The organism is Streptomyces sp. NPDC002144, from assembly GCF_053593695.1.
The window spans coordinates 462,742-476,074 of record NZ_JBSFDB010000002.1; the positions used below are offsets into that span (position 1 = coordinate 462,742).

Here is a 13,333-nt window from a genome sequence, read left to right on the forward strand (position 1 = left end):
TGCTGCCTTTCTGGGCGTCAGGGCGCGAGGATCACGGAGCGGGTGAGATGGCGGGGCCGGTCCGGGTCGAGGCCGCGCGCGGCGGCGACGGCGACGGCGAGGCGCTGGGCCCGGACCAGTTCGGCCAGCGGGTCGAGGTCGCCCGCCACCCACAACCCGCCCGTGAGCCGCACCTGTTCGGCGAGCCCGTCGGGGGCCTCGCCCAGCATCCAGGTCGCGGTGCCGCGGGTGGTGATGCTGATCGGTCCGTGGCGGTACTCCATCGCCGGGTAGGCCTCGGTCCAGGCGAGGGAGGCCTCGCGCATCTTCAGTCCCGCCTCGTTCGCCAGCCCCACCGTCCAGCCCCGGCCGAGGAAGGTGAACTGCGTGCACTCGACCAGCCCTTCGGGCAGCGGGGTCGCCAGCGCGGTGCGGGCGTCGGCGACCACGGCGTCCGTGTGCAGCCCGAGGTGGGCGCGGAGGAGGGTGAGGGCGGTGGTGGCGAACCGGGTCTGTACGACCGAGCGTTCGTCGGCGAAGTCGAGCACGACGGCCTCGTCGGCGGACGTCATGACCGGGGTGCCGGGGTCGGCGGTGATGGCTGTCGTCCGCGTGCGGCCCTTCAACTCGGCCAGCAGGTGCAGGACTTCGGTGGTGGTGCCGGAGCGGGTCAGGGCCAGGACACGGTCGTAGGCGCGTCCGTGCGGGAACTCCGAGGCGGCGAAGGCGTCCGTCTCGCCCTGCCCGGCGCCCTCGCGCAGTGCCGCGGCCGACTGGGCCATGAAGTACGAGGTGCCGCAGCCGACGATCGCGACCCGCTCCCCCGGCGCCGGGAGCGCCCCGCCGTGCCGTTCCGCTTCGGCGGCGGCGCGCGTCCAGCACTCCGGCTGACTGGTCAGCTCGTCCTCGACATGGCTCATGCCGGAACCCTCCCTGCTCGTGATTGTTCTTGCAAGATATAGCCGACTTTCGAGCATAATCAAGCAGTCAGGACAAGATCGGGTGCGCCGGGCTGCCCCGCGGGATCGCCGGAGAGCGGGGAACGGAGGGCGCTGATGTCGCGGGGTGCCCGTTGTAAGGCGCTGCGGGAGTTGCTCGTGGAGCGCGGCGGGCTCGACGTCACGGACCCGGCGCGGCGCGGTCGTGCACGGGTGTCACGGCACCGTCGTCACCAACGCGCCCGACGTCGCAGCCGTACGAGTCGGCGTTCGCGCGGTCTGCGGGACGAGGTGGTTGGCCATGACGGGCACGGCCGGGAGCGAGGGCATGGTGCGCCGGGTCGAGGAGGCGGGGCTTCGGGGCGTGACCGGCCGGCGCGGGGCGCCTCTCCCCGAGATCCCCGCGCTCACGGCGTCGATTCCGCCTAGGCTGAGGGCGGGACGCGTGTCCGGGGCAGGGAGGCCACGATGGGCGCACGAGTGATCGACCAGGGGGTCCCCGGGGCCGGCCCGCGCTATCTTCCGATCGCCGAGCACGGCCTGATCGGCGATCTGCGCACCGTGGCCCTGGTCGGGACCGACGGCACCATCGACTGGTACTGCTGCCCGGCCTTCGACGCGCCCAGCGTCTTCGCCTCGATCCTGGACGCCGAACGCGGCGGGTGCTTCGAGCTCGCCGCCACCGTGCCGGCCAAGACGAAGCAGTTCTACTTCCCCGACACCAACGTGCTGATCACCCGGTTCTTCACCGAGGACGGCGTCGGCGAGGTGCAGGACTTCATGCCCGTGAACGGCGGGAAGGTGGAGACCGAGCGGCATCGGCTGATCCGGCGGGTGGTGTGCGTGCGCGGCTCCATACCGTTCCGCACCCGGGTCGCCCCGCGCTTCGACTACGGCACCCGGCCGCACACCGTGCGCATGGTCGGCGAGGCCGCCGTCTTCGCCTCCGACGGGCTCTCCCTCGCCCTGACCGCGACGGTGCCGCTCGCGGCCGAGGGTCTGGACGCGCGGGCCGACTTCAAGCTCTCGGAGGGCGAGACGGCGGTGTTCGCGCTGGACCAGGTCGGCGGTGACCTCCAACCGCGCCGGTGCGCGAAGCTGGAGGCGGAGGAGCAGTTCGGCACGACCGTGGCGTACTGGCGTCGCTGGCTGTCCGCCTCCAAGTACCGGGGCCGCTGGCGGGAGATGGTGCACCGCTCCGCCCTCACCCTGAAGCTGCTCACCTACGCGCCCACCGGTGCGATCGTCGCCGCACCGACGACGAGCCTGCCCGAGCAGCTGGGCGGCGAACGCAACTGGGACTACCGGTACGTGTGGGTGCGCGACGCCGCCTTCTGTGTGTACGCGCTGCTGCGCCTCGGGTTCACCGACGAGGCCGAGGCGTTCATGAAGTTCCTGACCCAGCACGTCAGTCCGTCGACCGACGGGCACTCCGCCCCGCTGCAGATCATGTACGGCATCGACGGCCGCACCGACCTCTCCGAACGCGAACTCGAGCACTTCGAGGGCCACCACGGCTCCGCTCCGGTACGGGTCGGCAACGCGGCGGCCGACCAGCTCCAGCTCGACATCCACGGCGCCCTCATCGACTCGATCTACCTCTACGACAAGTGGGCCAAGCCGATCTCCAGCGACCAGTGGGACGACGTGTGCGCGCTGGTGGAGTGGGTGTGCGAGCACTGGAACCAGCCCGACGAGGGGATCTGGGAGACCCGCGGCGGCCGCAAGAACTTCCTGTACTCGCGGCTGATGTGCTGGGTGGCGATCGAGCGGGCCATCCGCATGGCCAACCGGCGTGGGCTGCCCGCCGATCTGCCGCGCTGGCGCGAGGCCCGGGACACGATCTACCGGCGGATCATGACCCACGGCTGGTCCGAGGCCCGCCAGGCCTTCGTCCAGCACGAGGACGACGACGTCCTGGACGCGGCCGTCCTGATGATGCCCCTGACGAAGTTCATCGCCCCGACCGACCCCAAGTGGCTGTCCACGCTGGACGCGCTGACCAACGAGCTGGTGTCCGACTCCCTCGTCTACCGCTACGACCCGACAGCCAGCCCCGACGGACTGCGCGGCGACGAGGGCACCTTCTCCATCTGCTCGTTCTGGTACGTCGAGGCCATGGTCCACGCCGGCCGCATCGACGAGGCCCGCCTGGCCTTCGAGAAGATGCTGACGTACGCCAACCATCTCGGCCTGTACGCCGAGGAGATCAGCAACACCGGTGAGCAACAGGGCAACTTCCCGCAGGCGTTCACCCATCTCGCCCTGATCAGCGCCGCGTTCAACCTGGACAAGGCCCTCGGCTGACGACCCCTGTGGGAGCCTCCGGTGACGACCCTCGACAGCATGCCCGGCCGCCCGGCGGACGGCCTCGACGCGCAGACCCTCACCCGGGTGCGGCTCGGCCCGGGCGGCCCGCTGGGCAGCGTGCGCGTCACCGAGGGGCATGTCGTCGCCGTCATGGAGGGCGAACTGGACGGCGGCGGGCTGGACTTGGACGGGCGCACCGTGCTGCCCGGCCTGTGGGACGCGCACGCGCATGTCGCGCAGTGGGCCGGGAACCGTCACCGGGTGGACCTGTCCGGGCATGCCTCGGCGCGGGCGGTGGCCGACGCGGTACGGGCGCACACCGCCGGTCTGCCGGCCGGCGAGACGGTGACGGGGCAGGGTTTCCGGGACGGGCTGTGGCCCGACGCGCCGCACAAGGCGCTGCTGGACGCGGTGTGCCCGGACCGGCCGGTCGTGCTGATCAGCGCCGATCTGCACGCCGTGTGGCTGAACTCGGCCGGTCTGGCGCTGGTCGGCCGGGGGGACCATGCCACGGGACTGCTGCGTGAGCACGAGTGCTTCGAGGCGATGCGCGCGCTGCCCGAGGTGCCCGCGGAGGTGCAGGACCGCTGGGTGGACGAGGCCTGCCGGGACGCGGCGGCGCGGGGTGTCATCGGGGTCGTCGACTTCCACTTCTCCGACAACATCGCCGACTGGAGCCGACGTTCGGCGCACCGGCCGCCCGCGGTGCGCGTCCGGGCCGCCGTCCATCCGCGGCACCTGGAGACGGCGATCGAGCGCGGTCACCGGACGGGGGACGTGCTGCCCGGTACCGGGGGCCGGGTCGAGGTGGGCCCGCTCAAGCTGTTCACGGACGGTTCGCTCAACACCCGGACGGCGCTGTGCTGCGACCCGTACCCCGGGCTGGAGGGTACGCGCGAGGAGTACGGCAGCCAGGAGACGTCGTACGACGAACTGGTCCGTCTGATGCGGCGCGCGGCTGGCCGGGGCATCGAGCCCGCCGTGCACGCGATCGGCGACCGGGCCAACTCCCTTGCGCTGGACGCCTTCGCGGCCGTCGGCTGCCGGGGGCGGATCGAGCACGCCCAGTTGCTGACGGCCGCCGATGTGCCGAGGTTCGCGGAGCTTGGGGTGACGGCGAGTGTGCAGCCCTCGCACGCCACCGACGACCGTGACGTGGCCGACCGGCACTGGGCCGGGCGTACCGGGCGGGCCTTCGCCTACGCGGATCTGCTGGCGGCGGGCGCCCGGCTGGAGTTCGGCTCCGACGCGCCCGTCTCGCCGCTGGATCCCTGGCTGGGCATCGCCGCCGCCGTCCACCGCACGAACGACGGACGCCCCGCCTGGCACCCCGAGCAGCGCGTCCCGGTACGGGCCGCGCTCACGGCGTCGGCAGGCGGCCGCTCCGCGCTCCGGCCCGGCGACATGGCCGACCTGGTGATCGTGGACGTCGACCCACTGGACGCCGACACGCACACCCTGCGCGAGATGCCGGTGCACGCCACGATGCTGGGCGGCCACTGGACCCACGGCCCTTGGTGACGCCCCGGCGCGGAGCCCGCTAGGGGGTCACCACGGTGTGTGCCGGATAGACCTTCGGCTGCACGTCCGGGACGCCGAGGTCCCTCAGGATCGGCAGGATGCTCTCGCCGAACTCCCGGAACGCCTCCTCGGACTCCCAGACGTCCACGACGAGCCAGCCGTCGTCCGTGGGGGCGGCGGTGTGCGAGATGAGCCCGGCCACCGGCCAGTCACCGGGGGACTTGACCGGGCCGGGCCGGCCGGCCACCTTCTCCGCGCTTGACTCGTACTGCTCGCGGGTCATCCCCGGAACATCGAAAACCGCGACGATCGCCATGCTGACTTCCCTGGCTCGGAGGTAGGGGAACTCCGGCCAGTCGACCAGCCGCAGCGGCCGCCCGCACGCGGACCTGAGCCGATCAGGGCACGGTCGCGCTCGTTGTCAGTCCCGGAGGGAGGCGAGCCAGTCGGTCAGGAGGTGGTTGGTCTCCTCGGGGCGTTCCTGCTGGATGAAGTGGCCGCAGCCGTCGAGGACGTGGCACGAGGTGAGGCCGGGAAGGGTGGTGGGGTACGCCTCGATCGCGTCCGCCAGCCACGTCGTGGAGGCGTCGAGCGCGCCGCCGGCGAAAAGGGCGGGCTGCTTGAGCGGGGCGCCGTGGTGGGGGGCCAGGTCCTCCCAGTCACGGTCCATGTTCCGGTAGCGGTTCAGTGCCCCGGTCAGTCCGGTCCGCTCGAACTCCTCGGCATAGACGTCGAGTTCGTCCTCGGCGAGCCAGGCCGGGAGGGGCCCGGCCGGGAAGCGCTCGCGCAGTGTCCCGCCCCGGGTGACGAAGTGCGGGTCGGGAGCGCCGGGCGCCGGCATGGTGTCGGCGGACAGGGCGGCGTAGAACCCGGCGAGCCAGCCGCGGACGTCCGGCTCGATCTCGGCCTCGGCGCGGCCGGGCTCCTGGAAGTACGAGACGTAGAACTCCTCCTCGCCGCCCATCCCCGCGAAGACCTCGCTCGGCCGGGGGCCGCCGGGTGGTGTGTACGGCACGCTCAGCAGGCCCACCGCGCGGAAGACGTCGGGCCTGAGCAGCGCGGACATGGCGGCGATCGTGGCGCCCCAGTCGTGCCCGACGATCACCGCGGACCGCTCCCCCAGGGCCTCGACCACGGCCACGTTGTCCGCGACCAGGTCGAGCATCCGGTACGAGGTCACCGCGTCCGGCCTGGAGGAACGGCCGTAGCCACGGACGTCGATCGCCGCGGCACGGTACCCGGCGGCGGCCAGGGCGGGCAGTTGGTGGCGCCAGGAGTACCAGGACTCCGGGAAGCCGTGCACGAGCAGGACCAGGGGTCCGCTGCCCTGCTCCACGAGGTGGGTGCGGCCGGCCGGTGAGGACACCAGACGGTGGGTACGGTCGGTGACGGCGTGGGGGTACGACACGGGTCCTCCCGGGGTGGGTGCCTGCGGTGGCCACTGCCGATCATGCGGCGGCCGGCGCGGCCCACACGACACTTGTTGCCGCTTCGGCAACAACGCCGCTTCGGCAACCCCGGGCAGAAGAAGCGGACTCAGTCGTCCGCGACGAGTTCGACCGGCGTGGCGATGACGTCCACCAGGGCCTCGCCGCGCAGGGCGGTCAGGGCCAGCGGGTGGCCTATGGCGTCCTCCAGCATCAGGCGCTGCAAGGACTGGGCGCTGCTGACGGATTCGCCCTGGGCGGTGACCAGCAGGTCACCGGTGCGCAGGCCGGCGCGGGCGGCCGGGGAGGCGGGGACGACCTCGACGACGCGCAGACCGGTGGCGACGCCCGTGCGGGCCCGGAGCGTGGGCGGGAGCGGGGCGGGGATGCCGGCGACACCGAGGTAGGCGCGGCGGACCCGGCCGGTGGAGAGCAGGGCCGCGATGATCTTGCGGCTGGTGTCGTTCATGGGGATGGCGAGGCCCAGTCCGACGTCCGCGATGGCGGTGTTGATGCCGACCACGCTGCCGTCCGCCGTGGCCAGGGCTCCGCCCGAGCTGCCGGGGTGAAGGGTGGCGTCGGTCTGGACGACGTTGTCGACGACCCGCGTCGCCGTGCCGGCGCTGGTCGGCAGGGAGCGGCCCAGGGCGCTGACCACGCCGGCGGTGACGCTGCCCGCCAGGCCGAGCGGGTTGCCGACCGCCACGACCAGTTGGCCGACCCGCAGCGCGTCGGCCTCGCCGAGGCGGGCCGGGGCCGGGGTGGGTCCGTCGGCGCGGACCACGGCGAGGTCGGACAGCGGGTCGGCGCCGATGACGTGGAAGGGAGTGGTGGTGCCGTCGGCGAAGGATGCCGTACCGGCGTCGGAGTGCCCGACGACGTGGGCGTTCGTGAGCAGGAAGCCGTCGTCGGTGAAGACCACCGCGGAGCCGGTGCCGACCACGAAGCGGCCTCGGGCGCGGCGGTGCGCGACGCTGAGGGACGCCACCTTAGGGGTGAGCTCGGCGGCGACCGAGGTGACGATCCGGGAGTAGGAGTCGAGCGCGGCCTGCTCCGCAGAGGAGCGGTCGGGCCCGGAGAGTGTCTCGGCCACGAGTCGACCTTTCCGCCTGCCCCGGGGCTTCTCCATGCGCCCAGGGGCCCGGATTACATGCTTACACCCATGCATCCGCGAGCGGATCGGGCTTCGCTGCGAGCTGACACGTCGCTCCCGCTCGGCCGGATTGAAAGCGCCCCGACTTCACTGCGCAAACACCGCCCCCGGCTTCACTGCGCGCTGTCACCGCGCCCTGACCCCGCTGCTCGCGGACAGCGCCCCCGGCCCCCTGCGGACCACCACCGCGCCCCGCTCACTGCGGGCCCCCACCACACCCCCGACTTCGCACCTCGCAGACAGCGCCCCCCGCCCCCTGCGGGCCCACACCGCACCCCACTCACTGCGGCCCCCCACCACACCCCCGACTTCGCACCTCGCAGGCGACACCCCCGGCCCCTACGGCTTGACGCAGCGCCCGCCGCTTCCGCGCGGGCTGACACCGCGCCACCGGCTTCGCTGCGGGCCGACCCCGCGTTCCGCCCTCCACTTCGCACAGACAACGCCCCGCGCTTCCCGCTGGCTGATACGGTCGCCGGCTTCCTGCGGGCCGACCCCACCCGCCGCTTCACGCTCAGCCCGCGCGGCGGCCCTTGACGCTCGCCTCCGCGCGGCTGCGCAACGTGCCGGCCGTCCGCAGGAGGCGGTCGGCGGGGGCGCGCAGTTCGGGGTGGGCGTTGACCGTGTTGCGCAGGCCGCGCACGGGCCGGCGCCACAGCCGGTGGGCCGCCGCGACGGGGTGGGGGCGGCTGGCGAACCCTTCCGCCACCCGCAGCTCGCGGGTCTTGAGCCAGTCCTTGTACTCCTTGTCGCCGCGCCCCAGGTCCATCAGCGTCACGCCGTTGCGGGCGGCGGCCTCCGCGGTGCGCAGGTGCATCATCAGGCCCGGCGAGTACCGGTGCAGTTCGGGGTCGTAGGCGGTGAACCACGCGGCGAGGACCGTGCGAGATCTCGGCCCGAAGTGGGCGGCCACCGGCCTGTCGCCGGCGTAGAGGACGGACAGGACGCCGGTGAAATGCTCCTCGCGGACGTCGAAGAGATGGTTGACCAGATCGACGATCCACGGCCGGGCGAACCGGTCCATCCGCCCCGTTCTGCGGTACTGGGCGGACTTCCACTGCATGAGCCGGCGCAGCATCCACGGGTCCCGCTCGTCGAACTCGAACCGCACCTCCCCCACGTCGCGGCCCAGCCGGCGCTCCTTCTTCAGGGTCGTCTTGGCGTGCCCCGGGTAGGCGCCGCGCAGCCACTGCGCATAGCCGCTGGGGTCGGGCTTGAGGTCGACCACCGGGGAGGCGAAGGTCCCCGTGACATGTCTGGCGAAGGGTGTCTGCTCGGCGACGAGATGATCGAACTCGAAGATGGACAGTCCGCAGGCCTTCAGCAGTTCCTGGGCGTTCCAGGTGACGCCGGGGCGGTGCACGAGGGCCTGGCAGTCGGAGAGGCCCAGGCCGATGGCCTTGCCCACGCCGAGGGCGTTGCGCTCGTAGGGGAAGAAGCCGACCGGTGAGCCGTTCTCGCGCAGGACGGCGACGCGGGTGCCGGAGCGGTGTCCGCCGATGCCGAGGGTGAACTCCGGGGCCAGGAAGGGGTTGGAGTACTCGGGTGACTCGTCCATCGCGCGGTGCCACGCCTCGCGGAGCGATGCGTTGAGCTCGTCGACTCTGTGGACCGTGACATCCACGTCAGATCAACCGCCCTTCCACGGGTTCCGTGCGGAACGTGCCGGCCGTGACGCAGGCCGGTAGGGCGTGTGGACTGCTGTTGCTGGATCGCATCGGCGACCGCTCCCCCCGTGACGCGCTGTCCGCGTCGTACTTCTTTGAGTATCAGCCGATTCCACGCCGTGTACACGGTCGTTCCGTGATTGACCGCCACGTTCCGGACCACCCGGCGAGGATCAAACGTCGCGAAACAGTACGCATGTTGTCAAGACCGTCCACCGCTACGGAAGATACCGGTGGCCGTTTCACAGGTGCCCGCGGCCGGGCGCCGTTGACACGTGGTGGCTTCCGCGTCACGGTGAGGGCCCGTCGTGCCCGGAGGTCCGCCATGGCTCCCTCGTCAGCGCCCCGCACCGACACCGGCATCGTCGAGCGCGTCCGCGCGCTCCGCCCCTTCATCGAAGAGCAGGCACTGCGCACGGAGCTGGAGCGCAGGGTGCCGGACGAGGTCGTGGCCGCCCTGACGGACGCCGGGGTCTACCGGATGAACGTTCCCCGGCGCCACGGCGGTTACCAGACCCGGCCGCGCACCCAGGTCGACACCTTGGCCGAAATCGCCGCGGCCTGCGGATCCACCGCGTTCGCGGCGCTGATCCAGGCGGGCTGCGCGTTCATCGCGGCGCTCTTTCCCGACGAGGCGCAGGAGGAGATCTTCACCGGTCCCGATGTACGGGTCGGCGGCACCCTCGTCCCGGACGCGGTGGCGGTGGCCACCGACGGCGGCTATGTCGTCAACGGGACCTCGGGGTTCGCGACCGGCTGCCGGCACGCCGACTGGCATCTGCTGACGGCGCGGGTGGAGACCGCCGACGGACCGCCCGAGGTGCTGTGGACCGCCGTGCCCATGGCCGAGCTGGAGATCCTCGACGACTGGTTCGTCTCGGGGCTGGCGGGCAGTGGCAGCGACAGCGTCGTGGCCCGTGACGTGTTCGTCCCGGCCCACCGGGTGCTGCCCGTCGGACCGATGCTGGCGGGTGAGCTCCCCTCCAAGACCAACGCCGACGACCCCTTCTACCGGACTCCGGTGCTGCTGATGTTCTGCGCCTGGACGGCGCCGGCCGCCCTCGGTCTGGCGCGGGCGGCGCTGGAGGGGTTCACCGAGCGGATCCACCGGCGGGGCATCACGTACACCTTCCACCAGCGGCAGAGCGAGGCGGCGGTCACGCATCTGCAGGCGGCCGAGGCGGCGATGAAGCTCTCCTGCGCCGAATCGCTGACGGGCGACTTCCTCGCCCGCATCGAGGCGGGCGAGCCGTTCGGCGTGGCGGAGCGGGCCAGGATCCGGGCGCAGAGCGGCTATGTGGCCCGGCTGTGCAAGGAGGCCGTGGACATCGTCGCCTCCGCGTCCGGCGCGTCGTCGCTGCGCCGGGAGGTGCCGATCCAGCGGGCGGTGCGCGATGTGCAGGCCCTGAATCTGCACTCCTTCGTCAATCCCGCCACCAACCTGGAGCTGTACGGACGGGTCCTGTCGGGGCTGGACGCGGGGACGCCGTTCCTGTGAGTCCTACGGCGCCGGTACCTCGACGGGGACCGTGAGCACCTGGCCGCTGCCGGGCGCCACCAGCTCGTCCCCGGTCATGCCCTGCCACCGTGCGGCCGTGACGAACAGCGTCCGGCCTCCGAGCGCGCAGGCGAACGCGCCCCGGTCCAGGGTGACCGTCCGCAGGACGCCGCCGCCCTCATCGACGCGCACACAGCACCGGTTCGGTACGTCGGCGTACCAGACGGCGTTCTCCGCGTCGACGCAGATGCCGTCCGGGGTGCCCTCGCCGAGGTCGGCCCAGACGCGCCGCCCGGACAGTGAGCCGTCCGGGTCCACGGTGAAGGCGACCAGTTGATGCCGGTAGGAGTCCGCGACGATCAGGGTGGAGCCGTCGACCGTCATCGTCATGCCGTTGGGGAAGGCGAGGTCGTCGGCGACCTCGCGGGCCTCGCCGTCGGGGGTGACCAGGTGGACGAACCCGGGCCTGACGGCCTCCCCGGCCATCGGGTCGAAGCCGATCCGGTTGACGTACGCGTTGCCGCGGTCGTCGACCACGATGTCGTTCCAGCCGGGGGCGCCGAGATCGGCGTACGTCACCAGGCTTCCGTCGGGCTCGCGGCTCAGCAGTCGCCCCTCGGCGGACGAGACGATCAGCAGACGGCCGTCCGGGAGCCATTCGGTGCACAGGGGCAGGGACGCCACCCGGGCGACCACCTCGCTGCGGCCGGACGGATCCACGGCGACGACCTCGCCCGCGGACCAGTCGGAGAAGTACAGCCGTCCGCCGTGGATGCGCGGGGACTCCAGCAGGCCCCGTCCGGTGAGCAGCGTGGACACCTCGGTCATGGTGGTCACATCCCTTCGATCGAGCCGGCCCCCTCACTTTTCAGGCGCCCCTCACTTTTCAGACGAAGAGGAGTCCGCCGGATCGACACATCCGGGGTCAGGACAGATCCACGGCCTTCACCCGGGTCAGGACGTCCCGGATCATCTCGGCACTGATCATGAAGTGGCGTCGCGCGATCCGCTCCGCGCGCTCGGGCTCGCCCGCCGCGATGGCCTCGTACAGCGCCTTGTGGTCCTCGCCGCCCTGGTGGAAGCGGGTGCGCTCGCCCTTGCCCCAGGGTTCGACCGGGAAGCCGAGGCTGATCCGGGCGAGCAGGTCACGGCTGAGCATGACGATCTGCGGGTTGCCGGTGGCGGTGCGCACCGCCTGGTGGAAGGCGCTGTCCGCGGTCTGCTCGTCGCGGGGCGTGCGGGCGGACAGGTAGGCGCTCAGGGCGTCCCGCATCGGCTCGAGGTCCTCGGGTCGCCGACGCCGGGCCGCGGTCGCGGCCACCATGCCCTCCACGAGACCCCGCAGGTCGAAGAGTTGCTCGAACTCCTCCCAGCGCGGTACCAGGGTGTGCCGGACGGCCGCGGCGGTCGACTCGGTCCAGCTGTCGCGCACGTAGGCCCCGCCGTTGCGACCGCGGCGGATCTCCACCACGCCGACGGCCTGCAGACGGGCGACCGCCTCGCGCACGGTGGGCCGGCTGACCCGCAGCAGCCGGATCAACTCGCGTTCCACGGGGAGCCGTTCACCGGGCAGGAAGTCGCCGACGGCGATCGCGGTCAGCAGCCGGTCGCAGACCTCGTCCACGGCGGAGGCCACCCGTACGGGGCGCAGCTCGGACGAGGGCGCACCGCCGAGCAGGACACGGTCCAGTACGCGGGAGAACTCGCCGCCGGGTTCGGGCGGCTCTGGTACGGATGTCAGCTGGTGCCCCCTTGTTCGCCGCTCCTGTTACCGCGCGCGGGCCACGTTAATCCGCTGTTACGTCTTGGCCTGGCCCGACTAAAAGGTCTTGTGCGCTGACCATTTACCCAATCAGTATCTCACCCATCCGTCACACCCATCTTGTTTCAGCCAGCGGCCGGTTCCCTACGGCCGGTCTGGGAGGCTTCCCCGTGGCGATCCCCGAACCGAACCGCACCGGAACCGTCGACTTCAACGGCTGGTCCACCTGGTACCGGATCACGGGCGAGCCGGGCAGGACACCCCTGGTGGTCCTGCACGGCGGACCCGGCGCCGGTCACAACTACACCCTGAGCATCGCGGGCATCTCCCGGCAGGGCCGTCCCGTCGTGCACTACGACCAACTGGGCACCGGCCTGTCCACCCATCTGCCCCACAAGGGCGCCGACTTCTGGACCGTCCAGCTCTTCCTCGACGAACTCGACAACCTGCTCGCGAAGTTGGGCATCGCCGACGCCTACCATCTGCTCGGCCAGTCCTGGGGCGGGATGCTCGCCGCCGAACACGCCGTGCGCCGCCCGCCCGGACTGCGCGGTCTGGTCATCGCCAACTCCCCGGCCTCCATGGAGCTGTGGCTGGCGGCGGCGGCCGAGCTCCGGGCCGAACTGCCGCCGGAGGTCCAGCACACCCTGTACGCCCACGAGACGGCAGGGACCACCGACCACCCCGACTACCGCGCGGCCGAACAGGTCTTCAACGAGCGCCATGTGTGCCGCGTGACCCCCAACCCGCCCGAAGTACAGGCCACCTGGGACAACATCGCGGCCGATCCGACCGTTTACCACACGATGAACGGGCCGAACGAGTTCCACGTCGTCGGCACGCTCAAGGACTGGACCGTCGTCGACCGTCTGCATCTCGTCGAGGTGCCGACCCTGCTGGTGTCCGGCCGTCACGACGAGGCGACCCCCGAGACCCTCCACCCCTTCGCCGAGCGCATCCCCGACGTGCGCTGGCACATGTTCGAACACTCCAGCCACATGCCGCACGTCGAGGAGGAGGAGCTCTACCTCCGGGTCGTGGGCGCCTTTCTCGACTCCACCGACTGATCCCCCACCTT

At 72.0% G+C, this 13,333-nt stretch carries 11 protein-coding genes; 4 read left to right on the forward strand and 7 right to left on the reverse strand.

Translation table 11 applies throughout. The features are described from left to right. Nucleotides 1-17: 17 nt before the first annotated feature. Nucleotides 18-899, reverse strand: a complete 882-nt coding sequence (locus ACWCQ1_RS04635) for an SIS domain-containing protein (RefSeq protein ID WP_451025839.1) — start codon at nt 897-899, stop codon at nt 18-20. A 486-nt stretch (nt 900-1,385) separates the two neighbouring features. On the opposite strand from ACWCQ1_RS04635, the gene ACWCQ1_RS04640 reads away from it, so the two are divergent. Further along, entirely contained in the window at nt 1,386-3,224 is a 1,839-nt protein-coding gene (locus ACWCQ1_RS04640; RefSeq protein ID WP_133045126.1) for a glycoside hydrolase family 15 protein, read from the forward strand. Nucleotides 3,225-3,245: 21 nt separating this feature from the next. Continuing rightward, complete coding sequence (locus ACWCQ1_RS04645; protein ID WP_451025840.1) at nt 3,246-4,748, forward strand: amidohydrolase; 1,503 nt, start codon at nt 3,246-3,248, stop codon at nt 4,746-4,748. Nucleotides 4,749-4,767: 19 nt separating this feature from the next. Here ACWCQ1_RS04645 and ACWCQ1_RS04650 read toward each other — a convergent pair whose 3' ends face one another. The 4 genes from ACWCQ1_RS04650 to ACWCQ1_RS04665 all read right to left on the reverse strand — a co-directional run bounded on the left by ACWCQ1_RS04650 (nt 4,768) and on the right by ACWCQ1_RS04665 (nt 8,952). Next, on the reverse strand, nt 4,768-5,064 hold the full coding sequence (locus tag ACWCQ1_RS04650; RefSeq protein WP_133045125.1) for a hypothetical protein: 297 nt from the start codon (nt 5,062-5,064) through the stop codon (nt 4,768-4,770). Between the two features lie 105 nt (nt 5,065-5,169). Continuing rightward, nucleotides 5,170-6,156: an alpha/beta fold hydrolase gene (locus ACWCQ1_RS04655; protein WP_451025841.1), complete on the reverse strand. Its 987-nt coding sequence runs from the start codon at nt 6,154-6,156 to the stop codon at nt 5,170-5,172. Nucleotides 6,157-6,284: 128 nt separating this feature from the next. Beyond that, complete coding sequence (locus ACWCQ1_RS04660; RefSeq protein ID WP_207929830.1) at nt 6,285-7,268, reverse strand: S1C family serine protease; 984 nt, start codon at nt 7,266-7,268, stop codon at nt 6,285-6,287. Nucleotides 7,269-7,842: 574 nt separating this feature from the next. Further along, nucleotides 7,843-8,952 (reverse strand): GNAT family N-acetyltransferase, encoded by a 1,110-nt coding sequence (locus tag ACWCQ1_RS04665; protein ID WP_451025842.1) that lies wholly within the window; start codon nt 8,950-8,952, stop codon nt 7,843-7,845. 368 nt (nt 8,953-9,320) lie between these two features. Between ACWCQ1_RS04665 and ACWCQ1_RS04670 the strand changes: the two genes are divergently transcribed. After that, a complete protein-coding gene (locus ACWCQ1_RS04670; protein ID WP_451025843.1) occupies nt 9,321-10,493 on the forward strand; it encodes an acyl-CoA dehydrogenase family protein in 1,173 nt (390 codons plus the stop codon). Between the two features lie 3 nt (nt 10,494-10,496). On the opposite strand, the gene ACWCQ1_RS04675 is transcribed toward ACWCQ1_RS04670, so the two are convergent. Further along, a complete protein-coding gene (locus tag ACWCQ1_RS04675) occupies nt 10,497-11,321 on the reverse strand; it encodes an SMP-30/gluconolactonase/LRE family protein (RefSeq protein ID WP_358599886.1) in 825 nt (274 codons plus the stop codon). 97 nt (nt 11,322-11,418) lie between these two features. Continuing rightward, nucleotides 11,419-12,117 carry a FadR/GntR family transcriptional regulator gene (locus ACWCQ1_RS04680; protein WP_451025844.1) on the reverse strand — a complete coding sequence of 233 codons (699 nt, stop codon included), beginning with the start codon at nt 12,115-12,117 and terminating at the stop codon, nt 11,419-11,421. A 308-nt stretch (nt 12,118-12,425) separates the two neighbouring features. On the opposite strand from ACWCQ1_RS04680, the gene ACWCQ1_RS04685 reads away from it, so the two are divergent. After that, complete coding sequence (locus ACWCQ1_RS04685; RefSeq protein ID WP_358599880.1) at nt 12,426-13,322, forward strand: proline iminopeptidase-family hydrolase; 897 nt, start codon at nt 12,426-12,428, stop codon at nt 13,320-13,322. The last annotated feature ends 11 nt before the right edge of the window (nt 13,323-13,333 follow it).

What these genes read in the sequence shown, in the direction of transcription:
- ACWCQ1_RS04650 (WP_133045125.1), bottom strand. Translation starts at nt 5,064, where the DNA reads ATGGCGATCGTCGCGGTTTTCGATGTTCCGGGGATGACCCGCGAGCAG.
- ACWCQ1_RS04640 (WP_133045126.1), top strand. Translation starts at nt 1,386, where the DNA reads ATGGGCGCACGAGTGATCGACCAGGGGGTCCCCGGGGCCGGCCCGCGC.
- ACWCQ1_RS04670 (WP_451025843.1), top strand. Translation starts at nt 9,321, where the DNA reads ATGGCTCCCTCGTCAGCGCCCCGCACCGACACCGGCATCGTCGAGCGC.
- ACWCQ1_RS04675 (WP_358599886.1), bottom strand. Translation starts at nt 11,321, where the DNA reads ATGACCGAGGTGTCCACGCTGCTCACCGGACGGGGCCTGCTGGAGTCC.
- ACWCQ1_RS04635 (WP_451025839.1), bottom strand. Translation starts at nt 899, where the DNA reads ATGAGCCATGTCGAGGACGAGCTGACCAGTCAGCCGGAGTGCTGGACG.